Annotated in this window: 18 protein-coding genes; 10 read left to right on the forward strand and 8 right to left on the reverse strand. The window is 66.0% G+C overall.

Translation table 11 applies throughout. The annotated features are described in order from the left end of the window. Window positions 1-98: 98 nt before the first annotated feature. The 4 genes from M0R89_RS19265 (at window position 99) to M0R89_RS19280 (ending at window position 3,746) form a co-directional block, all read left to right on the forward strand. Window positions 99-854 carry an ABC transporter ATP-binding protein gene (locus tag M0R89_RS19265; RefSeq protein WP_248652704.1) on the forward strand — a complete coding sequence of 252 codons (756 nt, stop codon included), beginning with the start codon at window positions 99-101 and terminating at the stop codon, window positions 852-854. Window positions 855-862: 8 nt separating this feature from the next. Continuing rightward, a complete protein-coding gene (locus M0R89_RS19270) occupies window positions 863-2,113 on the forward strand; it encodes an ABC transporter permease (protein ID WP_248652338.1) in 1,251 nt (416 codons plus the stop codon). A gap of 63 nt (window positions 2,114-2,176) precedes the next feature. Continuing rightward, the gene (locus M0R89_RS19275; protein ID WP_248652339.1) at window positions 2,177-3,391 is read left to right on the forward strand and encodes an ABC transporter permease; all 1,215 of its coding nucleotides are present in this window, start codon (window positions 2,177-2,179) and stop codon (window positions 3,389-3,391) included. A 148-nt stretch (window positions 3,392-3,539) separates the two neighbouring features. Further along, window positions 3,540-3,746: a hypothetical protein gene (locus M0R89_RS19280; protein ID WP_248652340.1), complete on the forward strand. Its 207-nt coding sequence runs from the start codon at window positions 3,540-3,542 to the stop codon at window positions 3,744-3,746. A gap of 19 nt (window positions 3,747-3,765) precedes the next feature. On the opposite strand, the gene M0R89_RS19285 is transcribed toward M0R89_RS19280, so the two are convergent. The 3 genes from M0R89_RS19285 to M0R89_RS19295 form a co-directional block, all read right to left on the reverse strand. Then, window positions 3,766-4,251 (reverse strand): hypothetical protein, encoded by a 486-nt coding sequence (locus M0R89_RS19285; protein WP_248652341.1) that lies wholly within the window; start codon window positions 4,249-4,251, stop codon window positions 3,766-3,768. Window positions 4,252-4,401: 150 nt separating this feature from the next. Continuing rightward, the gene (locus M0R89_RS19290) at window positions 4,402-6,012 is read right to left on the reverse strand and encodes a DUF7282 domain-containing protein (RefSeq protein WP_248652342.1); all 1,611 of its coding nucleotides are present in this window, start codon (window positions 6,010-6,012) and stop codon (window positions 4,402-4,404) included. A gap of 137 nt (window positions 6,013-6,149) precedes the next feature. Continuing rightward, the gene (locus tag M0R89_RS19295; protein ID WP_248652343.1) at window positions 6,150-6,707 is read right to left on the reverse strand and encodes a metal-dependent hydrolase; all 558 of its coding nucleotides are present in this window, start codon (window positions 6,705-6,707) and stop codon (window positions 6,150-6,152) included. Between the two features lie 149 nt (window positions 6,708-6,856). Between M0R89_RS19295 and aglF the strand changes: the two genes are divergently transcribed. After that, a complete protein-coding gene (gene aglF / locus M0R89_RS19300; RefSeq protein ID WP_248652344.1) occupies window positions 6,857-7,633 on the forward strand; it encodes a UTP--glucose-1-phosphate uridylyltransferase AglF in 777 nt (258 codons plus the stop codon). Here the strand turns inward: aglF and M0R89_RS19305 are convergent. Then, window positions 7,630-8,838 carry a DUF8073 domain-containing protein gene (locus M0R89_RS19305; protein ID WP_248652345.1) on the reverse strand — a complete coding sequence of 403 codons (1,209 nt, stop codon included), beginning with the start codon at window positions 8,836-8,838 and terminating at the stop codon, window positions 7,630-7,632. The two genes, aglF and M0R89_RS19305, sit on opposite strands and share 4 nt — an antisense overlap. A gap of 289 nt (window positions 8,839-9,127) precedes the next feature. On the opposite strand from M0R89_RS19305, the gene M0R89_RS19310 reads away from it, so the two are divergent. Then, complete coding sequence (locus tag M0R89_RS19310) at window positions 9,128-9,835, forward strand: hypothetical protein (RefSeq protein WP_248652346.1); 708 nt, start codon at window positions 9,128-9,130, stop codon at window positions 9,833-9,835. Window positions 9,836-9,872: 37 nt separating this feature from the next. Here the strand turns inward: M0R89_RS19310 and M0R89_RS19315 are convergent, their stop codons facing one another. From M0R89_RS19315 to M0R89_RS19325, 3 genes are all read right to left on the reverse strand, one after another. Further along, complete coding sequence (locus tag M0R89_RS19315) at window positions 9,873-10,427, reverse strand: D-lyxose/D-mannose family sugar isomerase (protein ID WP_248652347.1); 555 nt, start codon at window positions 10,425-10,427, stop codon at window positions 9,873-9,875. A gap of 113 nt (window positions 10,428-10,540) precedes the next feature. After that, entirely contained in the window at window positions 10,541-10,891 is a 351-nt protein-coding gene (locus tag M0R89_RS19320; RefSeq protein ID WP_248652348.1) for a HalOD1 output domain-containing protein, read from the reverse strand. Between the two features lie 124 nt (window positions 10,892-11,015). Further along, on the reverse strand, window positions 11,016-11,555 hold the full coding sequence (locus tag M0R89_RS19325) for a DUF1684 domain-containing protein (protein WP_248652349.1): 540 nt from the start codon (window positions 11,553-11,555) through the stop codon (window positions 11,016-11,018). Between the two features lie 142 nt (window positions 11,556-11,697). Between M0R89_RS19325 and M0R89_RS19330 the strand changes: the two genes are divergently transcribed. The 4 genes from M0R89_RS19330 (at window position 11,698) to M0R89_RS19345 (ending at window position 14,845) form a co-directional block, all read left to right on the forward strand. Further along, a complete protein-coding gene (locus M0R89_RS19330) occupies window positions 11,698-11,868 on the forward strand; it encodes a hypothetical protein (protein WP_248652350.1) in 171 nt (56 codons plus the stop codon). Window positions 11,869-12,217: 349 nt separating this feature from the next. Then, window positions 12,218-12,391: a hypothetical protein gene (locus M0R89_RS19335; protein ID WP_248652351.1), complete on the forward strand. Its 174-nt coding sequence runs from the start codon at window positions 12,218-12,220 to the stop codon at window positions 12,389-12,391. 103 nt (window positions 12,392-12,494) lie between these two features. Beyond that, window positions 12,495-13,004, forward strand: coding sequence for a macro domain-containing protein (locus M0R89_RS19340; RefSeq protein ID WP_248652352.1), 510 nt, complete (start codon window positions 12,495-12,497; stop codon window positions 13,002-13,004). 302 nt (window positions 13,005-13,306) lie between these two features. Continuing rightward, window positions 13,307-14,845, forward strand: coding sequence for a PAS domain S-box protein (locus M0R89_RS19345; protein WP_248652353.1), 1,539 nt, complete (start codon window positions 13,307-13,309; stop codon window positions 14,843-14,845). Window positions 14,846-14,874: 29 nt separating this feature from the next. Here M0R89_RS19345 and M0R89_RS19350 read toward each other — a convergent pair whose 3' ends face one another. Then, on the reverse strand, window positions 14,875-15,906 hold the full coding sequence (locus M0R89_RS19350) for an enolase-like domain-containing protein (RefSeq protein WP_248652354.1): 1,032 nt from the start codon (window positions 15,904-15,906) through the stop codon (window positions 14,875-14,877). Window positions 15,907-15,971: the final 65 nt, after the last annotated feature.

Genomic DNA, 15,971 nt, shown 5'->3' on the forward strand with positions numbered 1-15,971 from the left:
TCGATTTTTGAAACGGTTGGTTTCACGAGTAAGCGGAGCGTAGAGCCTGAAACGATAAGTGTGTCCGGGTCTTCTACACGTCCGTTCTGGTGGGGGAGATGGACGCGAGTACACGAGCAGCGACGGAGGAATCGGACCGGAGCGAAGCGGTCGTCGAGTGCGACCGAGTCACCCGCAGGTACGAACGCGGCGGCGGGGGCGGGTGGTTCTCGTTCGGCGACGGCGGCGACGACCGCCCGACGGTCACGGCGCTCGAAGACGTGTCGCTGGCCATCGAGCGCGGGGAGTTCGTCGGCCTGTCTGGACCGAGCGGGAGCGGGAAGTCCACGCTCATCCACCTGCTGTCGGGGCTGGACGCGCCGACGGAGGGGACCGTCACGCTCGCGGGCGAGGAGGTGTCGTCGCTCTCCCAGAAGCAACTCACGCGACTGCGACTGGAGCAGGTGGGAATCGTCTTCCAGCGGTTCCACCTCCTGCCGTCGCTGTCGGCGCGCGCGAACGTCGCGCTCCCGTTGGTCGAGCGCGGCCTCGGCAAGTCAGAGCGCCGCGAGGAGGCCGCCGACCTGCTGGAGCGAGTCGGCCTCGGCGACCGGCAGGACCACCGGCCCGGCGAGATGTCCGGCGGCGAGCAACAGCGGGTCGCGGTCGCGCGGGCGCTGGCGGGCGACCCGCTGGTCGTCTTCGCCGACGAACCGACCGGCGAACTCGACACCGACACCGGCGGGGTCATCCTTGACCTGCTCGGGGACCTCGCCGAGGACCGCGCGGTGGTGCTGGCCTCCCACGACGAGCAGGCGTTAGACCGGACCGACCGCGTCATCCGCCTGCGCGACGGGCAGGTGAAGGATGATTGAGAGGGACCATGCGTAGCCTCTCGCGCTGGGTCGGTCTCGTCGGGGTCGCGCTCCGGCGGACCGCCACGAAGGCGACCCGGACCGCGCCGCGCCAGACCGCGGTCAGCGTCCTCGGCGTGGCCATCGCGGTCGCGCTCATGCTGGTCGTGACCGCGACCGGTCTGGGCCTCGTGCAAGGGACCACGGTCCGGGGCGACGCTGTGGACTACTGGGTCGTGCCCGAGTCCGGCGGTGCCTCGACGATGGTCGTCTCGACCGCGTCGGCCCAACTCGGCGGCGTCCACGACAAGAGCGCCGCGCTGAACGCCGACGACCGCATCGAGTACGCCACGCCGGTCCAGATTTCGGTGTTACAGGTGAAGTCGGGCGACGGAGGCGGTGGAGGCGGCGAGTACGTCCTCGGGGTCGGGGTCGTCGGGTCGCCGAAACTCGACCGAGTCGCCGGACTCCCGACCGGGTCGCTCTCGGCGGGCGACCCGTACTACGCGAACGGAAGTTACAACGGAACGTGGACCGGCGAGGCCGTCCTCTCGGCGGGCGCGGCCGAGCAGTTGGGCGTCAACGAGAGCGCCAACCTCTCGGTCAGCGGCGCGGTCTCGGGGTCGGGCGAGCGGAAGTTGCAGGTGACCGCCGTCGAGCAGGCCGCCGTCGAGTCCGGACTCTCGGGAATGCCGGTGATGCTCGTCCACCTCAGCGAGTTGCAGGCGATAACCGGCGCGAGTTCGGGCGACCAAGCCGACCAGATTCTGGTCCAGTCGAACGTCGGGAATCTCAAGTCGTCGCTCGAAACCCGGTTCGACGGCGCGAGCGCGGTGACGCGGTCGGGGTTCACCGCCCAGAAGTCGGTGGACTCGGACCTCCCGCTGGCGATGGGACTCGCGGCCCTGCTCATCGCCATCGTGGTCGGGACGCTGTTCGTCGCGACCACGCAGGGGTTGCAGGTCGAGGCCGACAGCGAGCAGTTGGCGACGCTGACCGCAATCGGGTTCTCGCGGCGCGCACGCGCGGTACTGCTCGTCGTGCAGGCGCTGGCGCTCACGCTCGTCGGCGGCGCGCTCGGAATCGTCCTCGCCTACGGGACGACGGCGGTGACGAACTACGCCGCCACGCGCGCCATCGCGCCGGTCCCCATCGCCAACTTCCACCCCCTGCTGGTGGTCTACGGTCTCGGCGTCTCGGCGTTCATCGGGATACTGGTCGCGCCGTACATCCTCGCGATGGAGCGACGCACCGAGGGCGTCTCGGAGGTGATTCGGTGAGCGAACTTCGCCGGAGTCGGCCAGTCTCGGCGGCCCAGTTCGGGCCGCCGCGGAGGTGGACCGATGAGCAAACTCCGTGTCGCGGCCTCGGTCGCGGCCGCCCAACTCCGCCACGACCGCGCGCGGACCGCGCTCGCGGTGGTCGGCATCGCGGTGGCGGTTCTCTCGACGACCCTGCTGGCGAGTCTCGGCTACGGCGTCTTCGAGACCGGCCAGCAGAAGTTCGACGCCTCGGGGCGGGACCTCTGGGTCACCGGCGGGTCGCTCTCGGAGGGTCCCGGCGGGTTCGGCACGTCCATCACGGACTCCCACATCACGGCAGGGAACATCGAGTCTCGCGAGACGGTCGAGTCGGCGGTGCCGATGGCGTTCAGGGCGGTGTACGTCGGCAACGGGTCGGGAGAGATGCAGACGCTCGTCGGGGTCGGCGTCCCCGGCGGCGGCGGAGCGGTCGATATCACCGAGGGCGAGGGGTTCCAGACCCACGACGTTCACTACGCGGGCGGGGACTACGACGGGAACATGACCTACTCGGTCATCATCGACACCCGGACCGCGGAGATGTTCGACGTGGGCGTGGGCGACACGCTCCACATCGGCGGGTCCGTCGAGACCGCGAAGCAACACAACTTCACGGTCATCGGCATCTCGCCGACGTTCTCCAGCTTTCTGGGCGCGCCGACGGCCACGATGCACCTGAGCGAACTCCAGCAGGTCACCGGCACCACCGGGACCGACAAGGCGACGTTCATCACGGTGAACCTGAAGGACAGCGCGAACGTGAGCGCGGTCGAACAGCGCCTCCAGCAGAAGTACCCCGACTACACGATTCGGACGAACGACGAACAGATGCGCGCGGTCCTCCAGCACAACGCGGTGGTCATCGCGGTCGGCGGCGCGCTGGTGGTTCTCGCGGTGGTCGCGGGGTTCGCGCTGACGCTCAACGTCCTCTCCATCGTCGTCTTCCAGCAGAAGGAGGAACTCGCGGCGCTGACAGCGCTCGGCGTCTCCCCGAAGACGCTGGTGGCGATGGTCTCCGGGCAGGGCGTCCTGCTCGGCGCGCTCGGCGGAATTCTCGGAGTCGCCGTGACGCCGCCGTTCGTGGTCGCCCTCAACTTCGTCGCGGCCGAAATCGTCGGCTTCGAGGGACTGGTGCAGGCACCGATGTCGGTCCTCGCGCTCGGCGGAGCCATCGCGCTGGTCATCGGGACGCTGGCGGCCGCGGTCGCCGGGTGGCGGACGCTCCGGACGGTCGGCATCGACCAGTTGGCGCGGTGAGAGCGAGAGGACAGAAGGCGTAGACTCCGCTCGACTTCTCCTCCAGAAAGCGAGAAGAGAGGGAGAACCGAGAGCGAGAGGAAGCGAGAGAGAGAAAGCGGGACTTCCGGACGAAGCTTTTTGTGGCGCAACGTTGGGACTCGTCCCGATGGGAGAAACCGACACCGACGCGTGCGCTCGATGCGGGGGTCCGCTCGACCCGGAGCGCGACCACCACGTCTCGCTGTCTCGGACTTCGGTGGACCTCCGGACGGCATCGAAGGAGACTGACGAACGGCTGTTCTGCCTCGACTGCACCGCGTCGTATCTCGACGACGCGGGGCGAACTGCGGGCGCAGACCCCGTCGGGGAGTGAACTGAGAGCGCTGCGGGGATTACAGCGTGATGGACTGGGACTGCTTGACGACCCGATTGCCCGCGTCCTTGGCGCGAATCGTCACGTCGAGCGTGCTGCCGACCGGGAACTGGAAGAGGTCCCATCCGGAGGCCGACTTGCCGCTCACGTCCGTCACCGAGAAGTTCACGTCGGCCGTGCCCTCGTGGACGACGACCTCAACCACGTCGAGGTCGGCGTCGGTGTCGGCGACGGCCCACTTCACCGAGAACATGCGGTCGTCGCCGAGTTGTTCGCTCTTCGAGACGTCGAACCGTTGGACGGTGGGCGCGGACTCCGCGGCCCCGCCGCCGAACGCCACTTGGCCGTAGCCGCCCTCGCCGAACCCGGCCGATTCGGCCGCGGTGGCCCCGCCGGAACCCGCGGCGACCGCCGCCGCGGCGGACCCGGCGAGTTTCAGGTAGGAGCGTCGGTCGAGTAGGGAGGTCTCTGCCTCGTCGTCTGCTTTGAATTGCTCGCGTGCCATGCGCAGTCGAAAGGCTTCGACCGGCGACTATGAACTTTATGGTCTGCTTGTAAAAAGAGAGAATTCTTTGAACCTTCACCGCCGCGAGGTGACGCGGCCGCGCCCGGCCGAGCAGTCGGCCCGGCGCGGGCGGTTCGACTCGTCGCTCGATTAGTTCGAACTACCGTTCTCGGTGTCCTCCTCCGGTCCGTCTCGGACCGTCACCTCGACGGACTTGCCGAAGTCGGTGGTCAGCACGTCGATGAACGTCTCGCCCGGTTCGAGGCCGAGGTCGGACTTCGACACGCTGAACTGGACCGACACGCTCTCACCGGCGTCAACCTTCACGCGGCGCTCCGCCACGAGGTCACCGTCGATGCGCAACTCCACGGTGTCGGTCACGACTTGGTCGCTCGGGTTGCTGACCTCCGCGTTCACGACCAGCGTGCCCTCGTTCAGGACTATCGTTCCGGGCGCTGTGAGCGCGGGCACGCGGAGCGACGGCTCCTCGGCGGACGGTTCTTCCGTGGTCGTCTTTTCGTCCGGTGCTTCCGTCTCCTCGGTCGTGGTCGTCTCGGTTTCCTCTGTCGTGGTCGTTTCTGTCTCCTCGGTAGTGGTCGTTTCAGTGGTCGTCGTCTCGGTCGGCTTCTCAGTCGTCGTCTCGGTCGGTGCTTCCGTCTCTTCCGTCGTGGTTTCGGTCGGTGCTTCCGTCTCCTCCGTCGTAGTCGTCTCCGACACCACCGTCGTCTCGGGCATCATCTCGTCGGGCACGTTGAACTCCACGCCCTTCGGCGCGGTCACGACGAACTCGACGTTCTGGACGGACACGTTCCGGAAGACGAACCGAACGTCCTGCAGGTCCGAGGAAGCAATCTGTCGCTCCTCGGTCGCGGCCTCGCCGACGCTCTCGGCGGGCGAAGCCCCGCTCAGAATCTTCGTGAGGTCCACGCGGACCGTCTGGTCGCTGACCGAAACGTTCTCCACGACGACCGTGCGGTCCACGTCGTCGGGGTTGCCCACGACGAACGAGAACTCGTTGACGTGGACGCTGTCGATGTGGAACCGGACCGTCTGCTCCGGCACGGACGGTCCAGCCTCTTTCGTCGTTGTCGTCGTCTCGGTCGGCTTCTCAGTCGTGGTTTCGGTCGGTTCTTCGGTGGTCGTGGTCGTCTCAGTCGTCTTTTCGGTCGTCGTCGTTTCCGTGGTCGTCTCGGTTTCTTCCGTCGTCGTTGTCGTCTCCGTCTCGGGCGGCTCCTCCGTCGTGGTCTCCGTCTCGGGGACCTCCGTCGTAGTCGTCTCCTCGGGCTCCGCCGTCGTGGTGGTCGTGGTCTCGGTGGACGCCTCGACCGTCACCGTGGCCTCGTCCGCGACGACCTGATTCTCTACGGTGTAGGCGCTGTCCTCCTGACCCTGCGTCGCCACGAAGTCGAAGCTCTGGTTGTCGTTCGTGTCCCGGTAGGCGAGCGCGAGCAGGCGCTGGGACTCGTCGACCGGTTCGTCGAGCCTCACCTGGACGTTCTCGTGGGTTCCCGGTTCGAGGTACTCCGAGACCCCGCGGACGCTACCGAGAACCGACCCGTTGAGGAGGCTCGTGTCGTGGACGACGACGAAGCCCCCGTCGGTCAGGTTCACCTGCGAAATCGTGACGACGGTCCCGTTCGTGGTCTGGTTCTCGAACGTGACCGACGTGTTCGCTACCGTCTGATTCTGTCGTAACACCTCGCTCGACGGCGACGCGTCGTCCGCCGCGTCCGGACCCGTCGCCCCGAGCGTGGTTGTCACTCCCCCGAAAGCTGTTCCCAAAACGAGTACGATAGCCAAGGCTGCGTGCTTGTGACTCACTGTTTTTCTCCCCCGGCGAATACTCTACGACGAATGGTATAAATCCGCTGGCGGCCGGTAGACCGGTTCTCAGCGTATCAGACCGAGAGACGGCGACCGACCCATCGCGGAATCGCCGCGACGACCCGGACGCCGGGCGCGCCGTCGTAGAGCCAGAGACAAAACGTCAGAAGAGCGAACAGTCCCTCGTCGCTCGCGAGCGCGGCCAGCGAGAGTTCTTGCAGGTGGGCCACGAAGCTCTGTTCGGTCCCGTAATCTATCGCCGGCACCAGCGGCCACGCGAGGAAGCCGAGCAGGTAAACGTCGCCCGCGAGCAGCGGGTCGAGCGCGTCGCCCAAGAGGTGCGAGAGGTAGCCGATGGCGAACGCCGACGCCACGGTGCCGCGGTCGAGCAGACGCAACAGGACCGACAGTACTGCGAGGAAAACGACTGCGATAATCAGCGAGTGGGCCAGCGACCGCCCGTTCGGGATGACGCCGAACGTCCACGCGAGCGGTTTGTCCACGAGGTCGGGGAACTGCGTCCCGAGCGCGAGTGCGACGGTCGCGTACCCGTCGGGTGCGCGCCGGGCGCTAACGTGGACGAAGGCCGAATACAACAGATAGCCGACAGCGAGATGCCCCCAAGGCCACATGCGGGTTGGTTGGGAACACGAGCGCTTAGTCCTTCGGGCGAAGGCGACGCGTTAGGCAGTCACAACCGCGTCGTTTCCGGTAATTCAAACGTTCAACGAGCAACGGGTTTTTTAAAAGAGAGAGTGGTCGTATCTGTGGGGAATGGGAAATGAAAGCTGTTATTCTAGCCGCTGGAAAGGGCACTCGTCTCCGGCCGCTGACCGACGACAAGCCCAAGGGAATGGTCGAGATAGACGGAGAACCGATTCTGACCCACTGCTTCGAGCAGTTGGCCGAACTGGGGGCCGACGAGTTCGTGGTCGTGGTCGGGTATCGCAAACAAGACATCATCGAACACTACGACGACGAGTACGAGGGCGTGCCGATCACCTACTCGCACCAGCGCGAGCAGAAGGGACTGGCACACGCGCTGCTGACCGTCGAGGAACACATCGACGACGACTTCATGCTGATGCTGGGCGACAACGTCTTCGACGCGAACCTCGGCGACGTAATAAACCGCCAGCAGGAGGACCGCGCTGACGCTGCATTCCTGACCGAGGAAGTTCCCTACGAGGAGGCCGACCGGTACGGGGTGTGCGACACGAACGACTACGGCGAGATAACCGACGTGGTCGAGAAACCCGAGGACCCGCCGAGCAACCTCGTGATGACCGGGTTCTACACCTTTACGCCTGCCATCTTCCACGCCTGCCATCTGGTTCAGCCCTCGAATCGAGGAGAGTACGAAATCAGCGAGGCCATCGACCTGCTCATCCAGAGCGGTCGCACCATCGACGCCATCCGGATGGACGGGTGGCGCGTGGACGTCGGCTATCCCGAGGACCGCGACAGGGCCGAGCGACTGCTCCGCGGCGAGGACCCCGAGGCCGCCGACTCCGAATCAGACTCGGCCACGGGTTCGGCCGAGGCGTCCTCGGACTAATCGCTCCGGTTCGCGTTCGTCACCGCCTCTCGAATCCGGCGCTCGACCGTTTTGCGCGACTGGGAGTGCGCCGAGACGGTCGAAACCCGGCCGTGGACGAGTTCCAACAGGTTCAGTTCCGAGAGCAGTCGATAGGTCTGCTCGCGGTCGATTCCCAACTCTCGTTGGACCTCGTAGAGCGTCTTTGCGGTACAAACCGCCTCGGTGACGCCGACCACCGAGAGGTCGTCGGGGAGTTCTACCGACTCGGCGATTTCGGCCGCGACGTCGCCGCTATCCGGTACGCTGTCGTCCGAAATCGTATCGCCGTCCGGCGTCGAATCGCCGTCTGTACCTTCGGCCGCCAGTTCGGGGCCGGTTTCGTCGGACGAGTCAGCGGTTGGCGCTCCAGACGAGTCCGTCTCGGGGTCGTGGATACCGTACTTGACCATGTAGTGACGAACCGTCTTCGGCGTCACGTCCACCCCTAACTCGTCGCGCATCTCCGGAAACGTACGCTCGGAGTCGTACACTTCCGCCAACCGCTCGGGGTCCTTGTACGTCGGTTTCGAACCGTCATCGTCGTGGCTCGGCGGTAGCGTCTCGGGGTCGTGGATACCGTACTCGACCATGTAGTGGCGAACTGTCTTCGGCGTCACGTCTACTCCTAACTCGTCGCGCATCTCCGGAAACGTACTCTCGGAGTCGTACACCTCCGCCAGCCGCTCGGGGTCCTTGTAGGGAGGTCGCTCACGAAGTTCGGTCTCGTCCGAGTCGGGCGTCGAGACGATAGCCGTCCCGCCGTCCGTGACCCCGTTCGCCGTTTCGTCGGTATCAGCCGTTACAGCCGTCAGTGAGGCCTCCTCGGCGTCTGTCGGGGACGCGTCTTCGATATCGCTTTCCGGACCGTCCTCGACAGCAGTCGGCGAAGCCACCCCGACCGTAGACGGAAGCGCCTCGATATCCGAAGCGCCCTCGTCTGCACAGTCGAAAGCCGCCGCGACCCGAATCGAAATAGCACCCTCGTCCGTCAACGCCGCGTTGGTCACCGATAACTCGGCGATATCGTCCGCGTCGGCCTGAATAGGTAGCTCGACGGATACGTCGGCTTCGAGGCCGTGGTTGGTGGCCTCGTTGCGCGACTGTAGCTCCGTAATCTCCGGTTCCGATTCTTCGAGTCGTTCGGCGAACTCCGCTAATCGTCGGAGTGAAGTACTGACCCCCATAGTTGCCACGTTTCTGGAACATCTTCTCTGCCAAGTGTGATAGTTATTCCCTCGTATACGTCCCAGTATTACGAATTACGGGTTATCACGTTCTGTGTGATATTTCCGCTTCCTGCCGAGAGAGACGTAACTCGTCGTGTCGCCCGCCACAGACGGCGTGGACGCGACCGGTGCCATCGCCACTCGTATCGGCCCGTTCGAGGTTCTCCATTCGGGTACACGTCCCGAATCTGACCTGTACTATCTCGGTTACGCCGGGTTTATACACGCCGATTAGCGTCGTCTACGCATGGGTCGTTGGGGCGAACTCGCCACGCAGATACACGGTGAGGCCGGCGACGAGCGACCGCCGTCGATAGAGGAGTTTCTGGAGTCCAACCACCAACTGTTCACCGTCATCGGCATCTTCGGTGCGCTCTCGGTGTACCTCATCAAGTTCCAGCAGTCGGCCGCCGAAACCGGGGCGGCGACCGGGTCGGTCGGCGCTATCCTGCTGCTGTTCCTGCTCACGTCGTCGGTGGCGGTCCGGAACTCCTACCGGTGTACCGAACGAGCGAGACGCCACGGCGCGTACCTCCTCGTGTTCGGGTACGCGGTCTTCATGTACTCGTTCGTCACGCTCGTGGTCTCTGTCGTCCTCGTCATCGTCGGCCGGTACGCGCAGGGCGCAGAGAGCGTCCTCGGGTCGAGTTTCGTCTACGCGCTCGTGTTCCTCTACGTACCCTTCATCTTCCGGGCCGACGCCTTCCGGGAGTTCGAAGGGTCGAGCGTCGCCGCGGCGGGCGTCCGGCGCGCTCCGCACTTCGGCGCCGTCGTGCTCGCGGCGTGGTACGCGATGCAGTGGTACCGCGGCACCCCGCCCGCTCTGGAACTCGACAGCGCGGCCTACTCCATCGGCATCGTGGCGAGTCTGGTCGGCAACCACTTCGTGCTGACCGCGTTCGCGTTCGGCGCGTTGTGGGTCGGAGACAGGGTCGTCACGGCGATTCGCGGATGAGTCGGTGAGAAGTCGGGCGTCCGAAGGAAGAAATCAGTCAGTACCTCCCCGCCATCCGGTCGATTTTCGGGTCGGTGAACACGTCCTTCTCGTCGTAACTCGGTGACGAGAACTCCGAGATTACCGCGCCGTCCCCGCCCGCTTTGAACCAGTGACGCGTGTCCGGCGGGATGGTGTACTGCTCGCCGGGTTCGAGGTGAATCTCCTCGCTCGCGGTGTAGAACTCCTCGCGCATCGGCGGGGAGACCGACCACTCGTCGGAACTCTCCGAGTCGTCGCCGTCGCCCTCGACGTAGAGATACACCTCGCCCGAGCGACACCGGAAGGTCTCGCGCTTGCCGGGGTAGTCGTCGAAGGGCGGATGGCGATGCTCGGGGCAGGTCTGGTCGGGGAACAGGACGAGTTCCTTCGCGCAGTAGCGGTCGTCGTTGACGTAGACGACGATTTCGGTCCCGACCGATTCGAGGTCGCCGAGACCGTAGTCCACGACTTCCATTTCGTCGCGCTCCTCGTCGGTGAGGACGACGCCCGCGTCCGCGAGCATGTCTGCGGCGCGTTCGCGGGCCCGCGCTCGCTCGACTTCGTCGGTCATGACCGCCGGTTCGGGGCGGCGAGTAAAAAACGGTCGGGTGGCCGTCGCCGATTGCTCGGGCGACGGTGTTCGGTCGGCCATCGTTCGTTGGGCGGTCGTTCAGTCGGCGGCCGTCAGTCGTCGAGGTCGGACCGGTCGGCGAGTTTCATGAACGAGACGTTGCCGCGCTGGTCGAGTTGGATGCGGTAGCCGTGGTACGAGAACTCGATTTCGGCCTGCGCCTCCGGCGGTGGCGGCGTCTCGAACAGGTGTTCGACCATGTGGTCTATCTGGTCGTAGAGGGGCGGCAGGTCGGTCACGTCGCAGTTCTCAAGATTGGCGACGAGACGGAGGAGACTCCGGTTGGCCTCCTCGGCCTCCGGCGTTATCCTCCGGTGACGTATCCGTCGCTCCGATTCGGAATCTTCGCCCTCGCCGTCCGATACCCCGTCGTCTTCCCCCACTTCTTCGTTCCCACTCGGCATCACCAGTAACGTAGCCCCGAAGCGGGGAAAATTTAACTCTGGGTTTCTCGCGGCGTGCGCCGAAACGAAGCGCCGTCCGGGGTCGCGTCTCTACTGCCGAAGGGTTGCGGTCGCCGCGGCGCGGTCACTCGTAGGTCTTCTCGCCGGCCTCGATGGCGACTTCCAGCCAGTTCTCCGTCGGCGGAAGCGGACACTCGTACCGGTCGGAGTAGGCGCAGGTCGGGTTGTACGCCTCGTTGAAGTCGACCACCCACTCGCCGTCGTCGGTCCGGTGGTCGGCGGGTTCGAGGTCGAGGTACCGGCCCGCGCCGTAGGTCTCCTCGCCGCTGGTCGCGTCGCGGAACGGCACCCAGAGGCGGGCGTCCTCGCGGTCAGTTTTGTAAGCCTGCAAGGTCGCCTCCTCGCCGTCAACCTCGAATCGGAACTCGCCCCACCGGAGGTACTCGCGTTCGCCCTCGGTGCTGGTGGAGACGGTGACGCGCTCCTTCTCGTCGTGTTCGCGGAGCGCGAGCGTGAACCGGAACGCCTCGTCGATGGGGAAGTGGTCGAGACCCTCGAACGAGTCGCGCTCGTCGTCGGGAATCGGCGACTGGGGATGCTCGGCGAAGTAGTCGTCTTTCTCGGCGCGCTGTCTGCGGATGGTCTCGCGCCAGTCGATACTCATGCGGAGAGATGCGTGTTCGGCGTTGACGTGTGTTTGGGCCAGAACGGCGACCCCGAGCAATCGCTCGCCGTTCGTTTTTCGAACCTGACGCGGCCGCCTCGCCGACAACCATTTGCCTGACGGCGTTGCCAATGGACTACAGATGTACAAAGCACAGATAACTGACGGCGAGCAGATAGAGTGCGCGGACTACGAGGAGGGCGACAACGGGGTCGAACTGTTCGACGAAGACGGCGACTTCATGGCCTTCGTGCCGTACCCCCACCTGCTCTACGTCGGGAACATCACCGAAGACGGGCAGATGGTCTGGTAGCCGGGGATAGTCTGGTAACCGAGGGCGTCGAGTTCAGTTCGGTACCGATTGCGCGACTCGCGCGGAAGGACCGTCCGGTCGCGACGACGCCGTTCGGTTCTGTAACGCGGCGGACCGAATCGAGCGATTACCGGGGCCCAAACGCCGCTCACGGGCCGCGTTTCGACCGAACGCAGAAACCTACGCGACTCGTCACGTAACCGTCTCACCGGAGTATCTGACCTGCGTGAATCAGATGCCCAACCGTTTCACACGTTCCGTTACTGGCCTGAATCCGACTTAATTGGGTCCGAACGGACGCAAGCGTCGCACCCGCCTAATAGCGTCTGGGTCGGAGAGTAGACCGACGATGAGTTCCGGAATAACCGACGACGACAAGGAGCGCATCGCGTCGTTCTGCGAGACTCCGTCGCACGCCCGTTCGCCCGACGACCTGACTCCAGACCAGTCCGACGACCGCCGAGACGACGACGGCGACGAGTCGCTGTTCCGCGCGGTCTGGCACCGGATACAGGGTCGGTAGCGCGGGCGATTACCCTTTTGCGAGCGGTCACTGAACCGTCACGTGTTTCTGCGAGCGGTCGCCGACCGTCACGTCCTTGGCGACTGCGGACGCGTTTTCTAGCATGGAGTTCAGCGTGATTCGCGGCGACATCGCCGAACAGGAGGCCGACGCGCTGGTCAACGCCGCGGGCACCAGTCTTCGAATGGGAAGCGGAGTCGCGGGGGCGCTCCGGCGGGCGGCGGGCCCGGAGATAAACGAGGAGGCGACGGCCGCCGGGCCGGTTGACCTCGGCGAAGTCGCAGTCACCGACGCCTACGACCTCGACGCCGAGTTCGTGGTCCACGCCGCCGCGATGCCCCATCACGGAGACGGGCGAGCGACGGCCCAGAGCATCGGGGACGCGACCAGAAACGCGCTCGAAGCCGCGGACGAGCGAGGCGCGTACTCGCTGGTGATTCCGGCGCTCGGGTGCGGCGTGGCGGGGTTCGACCTCCGCGAGGGCGCGCGAATCGTCTGCGAGGAACTCGCGGCGTTCGAACCCGAGTCGCTGTCGGACGTGCGGTTCGTGGCCTACGCCGACGACGAGTACGAGACGATTCGGGCCGTCGCCGACGACGTGCGCGACGGGTAATGTCACCTAATCTCAAATACCACCTATTTTTAAGTATGGGGCGTAATAACGCGGTACAGACACTACGACATGGGTTGGAGTAGTACGGTGGTAACCGGTAGCGAGTCGGGCGAGCGCAGGGTCTCGCGGACCCGCGACCGGTGCCGTGGGGAAGGGCACTTCTGTCAGAATCGCCGACCGAGCAGACGAACGCGGACGGAGGCCGTACCGAGTCGCCGCCTCGCCCGCCGCGGCGCAGACTGCGAAGTCGATCGCGCCGGCCGCGAGCGCGGACGACGTCCGGGAGGGACCCGAGAACGAGCATGAGCGAACAGTTACGCGAGGAGAAACGGAAGATAGAGGAGTTGCACGAGGTCGCCTCCGAGATGGAGGCCTGCAAGAGCAAAGCCGAGGTCTATCGACTCGCCGTCGACGCCGCGGAGGGCATTCTGGAGTTCGACATCTGCGGCATCGACATGGAGGAGGACGGCTACCTCGTCCCGAAGGCGAGTTCGTCGGAGATGCCCAACGACGGGTACGAGGCGCTCGAAGCGGACGAGGGACTGGCCGGCCGGACGTTCCAGAACGGCGAGTCGTTCCTGATTCCGGACGTACGGACGATGAGCGAGGCCGAACCGGTCCAAGAGCAGTACCGGTCCATCCTCAGCGTCCCCGTCGGCGACTGCGGCGTGTTTCAGGCGGGGTCCCGGGAAGCGATGGCCTTCGACGAGGACGACCTCGAACTCGCCGAACTCCTGATGAGTCACGTCACGGAGGTCATCTCGCGCATCGACTCTCAGTCGGCGCTCCGCGAGAGCGAGGAGAAGTACCGGACGCTCGTGGAGGGGAGCCACGACGCCATCTTCATCCACAGCGACGAGCGGTTCCGGTTCGTCAACGACCGCGTCTCGGAACTCACGGGCTACGACGAGGACGAACTCCTCGGCATGCCCGTGTCGAAGGTCGTCCACGAGGACGACCGCGACCGCGTCAGCGAACTCATCGAGCGACGCGAACGGGAGGGCGAGACGCCCCACTACCAGTTGCGAATCCGGACGAAGGACGGCGACGTTCGCTACGTCGAGTTGAGCGTCCAGTCCATCTCCTACGACGGCGAGCAGGCCCACCTCGGGTCGGCGCGCGACGTGACCGAGCGCAGGCGTCGAAAGCAGAAGGTAGAGCGCCAGAACGAGCGCCTCAAGGAGTTCGCCAGCGTCGTGAGCCACGACCTCCGCAACCCGCTCAACGTCGCGCAGGGCCACCTCGAACTCGCTCGCGAGACCGACGAGCGACGCCACTTCGAGAAGACCGGGTCGGCGCTCGGTCGGATGGAGTCGCTCATCGAGGACCTGCTGACGCTCGCCCGGCAGGGCCAAGACGTGCGCGAGACCGAACCGATTGACCTCGAGAGCGTCGTCCGGCGCGCGTGGGCCACCGTCTCGACAGGCACCGCGACCCTCGACGTGGACGACGGCCTCGGCGAAATCGAGGCCGACGACGGCCGCCTGCAGGAACTGTTCGAGAACCTCTTTCGGAACGCGGTGGAACACGCGGACGACGGCGTGACCCTCTCGGTCGGGACGTTGGACGGCGGGACGCCCTGCGAGGAGTCGAGTCCGAACCTCGACGCCGAGGACCCGCCCGCCGCGTTCGGCACGAACGGGTTCTACGTCGCCGACGACGGGCCGGGAATCCCCGAGAGCGAACGCGAGAAGGTCTTCGAACACGGCCACACGACCGCCGACGACGGGTCGGGACTCGGTCTCGCCATCGTCAGCAGCATCGTGGACGCACACGGGTGGAACGTCCGGGTCTGCGAGAGCGAGTCGGGCGGCGCGCGCTTCGAGGTCGCGACGGCGTAGGTCGCGGCGGGCAGGTCGCGGGCGGTCGATTATCTGAATCCGCGAACGTCCGAGACCGAGAGCGGACTCGTCGGCAGGCCGTCCGGCGCGGCGCGGTCGTTGTACCCGGTGGGGGCCACGTCGTTGGGTGACTCGGGATAAAACAGCGACGCGAGCAGGTGGAGTTGGCGACGCCCCGCGTCGAGTTCGAACTGGCCGCCGCCGTACATCCGGACGCCCTCGTTCTCGCAGAACTCGACGGTGTCGAGCAGCGACTCGACAGACCCGAACCGCGAGGGCTTGATGTTCAGCCAATCGGGGTCGATGGGCAACTCGCGGACGCTCTCGACGTCGGTTATCGGGTAGTCCCACGAGACGCGACCGCGGGCCGAATCGAGGGCCCGCGCGGTCTCGTCGGTCCACGCCGGGTCCTCCAGAATCGCGTCGGGGAACGCCTCGGCCACCCGCCGGTAGAGGTCGGCGTCGTCGCTCCCGGCGACCTCGGCGTCCTCGTAGTACGCTTTGAAGTCCACCACGCGAACGCCCTCGCCCGAGAGGTCCGCGAGCAGGTCGTCGGTCCACCCCTCGTCGGCGTCGAGTTTGAATTCGAGACCGGGGACGCGCTCGTGCCACTCCCGGAGCGGGTCGGCGCTCGGCGGGTCGCCGAGGACGGGGCTGGCGACGAACCGCACGGGGTCGTACTCGCAGTCCAGCGCCGCGCCGAGGTCGGTGTCGGCCTGCCGGAGCGCGAGGTCGAGCGCGGCGCTCTCGAAGGCCCACCGACGGTAGTGCCGGAAGTGGTCGTCCACGTCGCCGGCCTCCTCGCCGGGAAAGAGGTCCAGCTCGGCCAGTTTCGCGGAGAAGGAGTCGAAGGTGTACTCGCCCGCGAGGTCGAACTCGTCGGGAATCGGGTGTAACTCGGCGTCGTAGGTCACGTCCTCGCCCGCCCCGACCTCGCCGCCGCCCGACAGCGAGACCACCGTGGTCGCGCGGGTGAACTTGGTCGTCTCGCGCTCGCGACGCTCGTACGCGACGCCCTCGACGGTCAGCGGGAGGTCCGCGACCTGCTCGTAGAGGCTCATGTCCGACTGAACGTCTGCTTGGGGGAAAGTCGTTGGCCCCGCAGGCGCTCGAACGAGAAACGAGA

It is taken from the genome of Halorussus limi (genome assembly GCF_023238205.1).
GTDB lineage: Archaea > Halobacteriota > Halobacteria > Halobacteriales > Haladaptataceae > Halorussus > Halorussus limi.

Coding starts and splice junctions, on each gene's coding strand:
- M0R89_RS19280 (WP_248652340.1), top strand. CDS start 3,540: ATGGGAGAAACCGACACCGACGCGTGCGCTCGATGCGGGGGTCCGCTC.
- M0R89_RS19295 (WP_248652343.1), bottom strand. CDS start 6,707: ATGTGGCCTTGGGGGCATCTCGCTGTCGGCTATCTGTTGTATTCGGCC.
- M0R89_RS19325 (WP_248652349.1), bottom strand. CDS start 11,555: ATGAGTATCGACTGGCGCGAGACCATCCGCAGACAGCGCGCCGAGAAA.
- M0R89_RS19265 (WP_248652704.1), top strand. CDS start 99: ATGGACGCGAGTACACGAGCAGCGACGGAGGAATCGGACCGGAGCGAA.
- M0R89_RS19345 (WP_248652353.1), top strand. CDS start 13,307: ATGAGCGAACAGTTACGCGAGGAGAAACGGAAGATAGAGGAGTTGCAC.
- M0R89_RS19275 (WP_248652339.1), top strand. CDS start 2,177: ATGAGCAAACTCCGTGTCGCGGCCTCGGTCGCGGCCGCCCAACTCCGC.
- M0R89_RS19285 (WP_248652341.1), bottom strand. CDS start 4,251: ATGGCACGCGAGCAATTCAAAGCAGACGACGAGGCAGAGACCTCCCTA.
- M0R89_RS19270 (WP_248652338.1), top strand. CDS start 863: ATGCGTAGCCTCTCGCGCTGGGTCGGTCTCGTCGGGGTCGCGCTCCGG.
- M0R89_RS19340 (WP_248652352.1), top strand. CDS start 12,495: ATGGAGTTCAGCGTGATTCGCGGCGACATCGCCGAACAGGAGGCCGAC.
- M0R89_RS19315 (WP_248652347.1), bottom strand. CDS start 10,427: ATGACCGACGAAGTCGAGCGAGCGCGGGCCCGCGAACGCGCCGCAGAC.
- M0R89_RS19305 (WP_248652345.1), bottom strand. CDS start 8,838: ATGGGGGTCAGTACTTCACTCCGACGATTAGCGGAGTTCGCCGAACGA.
- M0R89_RS19320 (WP_248652348.1), bottom strand. CDS start 10,891: ATGCCGAGTGGGAACGAAGAAGTGGGGGAAGACGACGGGGTATCGGAC.
- M0R89_RS19350 (WP_248652354.1), bottom strand. CDS start 15,906: ATGAGCCTCTACGAGCAGGTCGCGGACCTCCCGCTGACCGTCGAGGGC.
- aglF (WP_248652344.1), top strand. CDS start 6,857: ATGAAAGCTGTTATTCTAGCCGCTGGAAAGGGCACTCGTCTCCGGCCG.
- M0R89_RS19335 (WP_248652351.1), top strand. CDS start 12,218: ATGAGTTCCGGAATAACCGACGACGACAAGGAGCGCATCGCGTCGTTC.
- M0R89_RS19330 (WP_248652350.1), top strand. CDS start 11,698: ATGTACAAAGCACAGATAACTGACGGCGAGCAGATAGAGTGCGCGGAC.
- M0R89_RS19310 (WP_248652346.1), top strand. CDS start 9,128: ATGGGTCGTTGGGGCGAACTCGCCACGCAGATACACGGTGAGGCCGGC.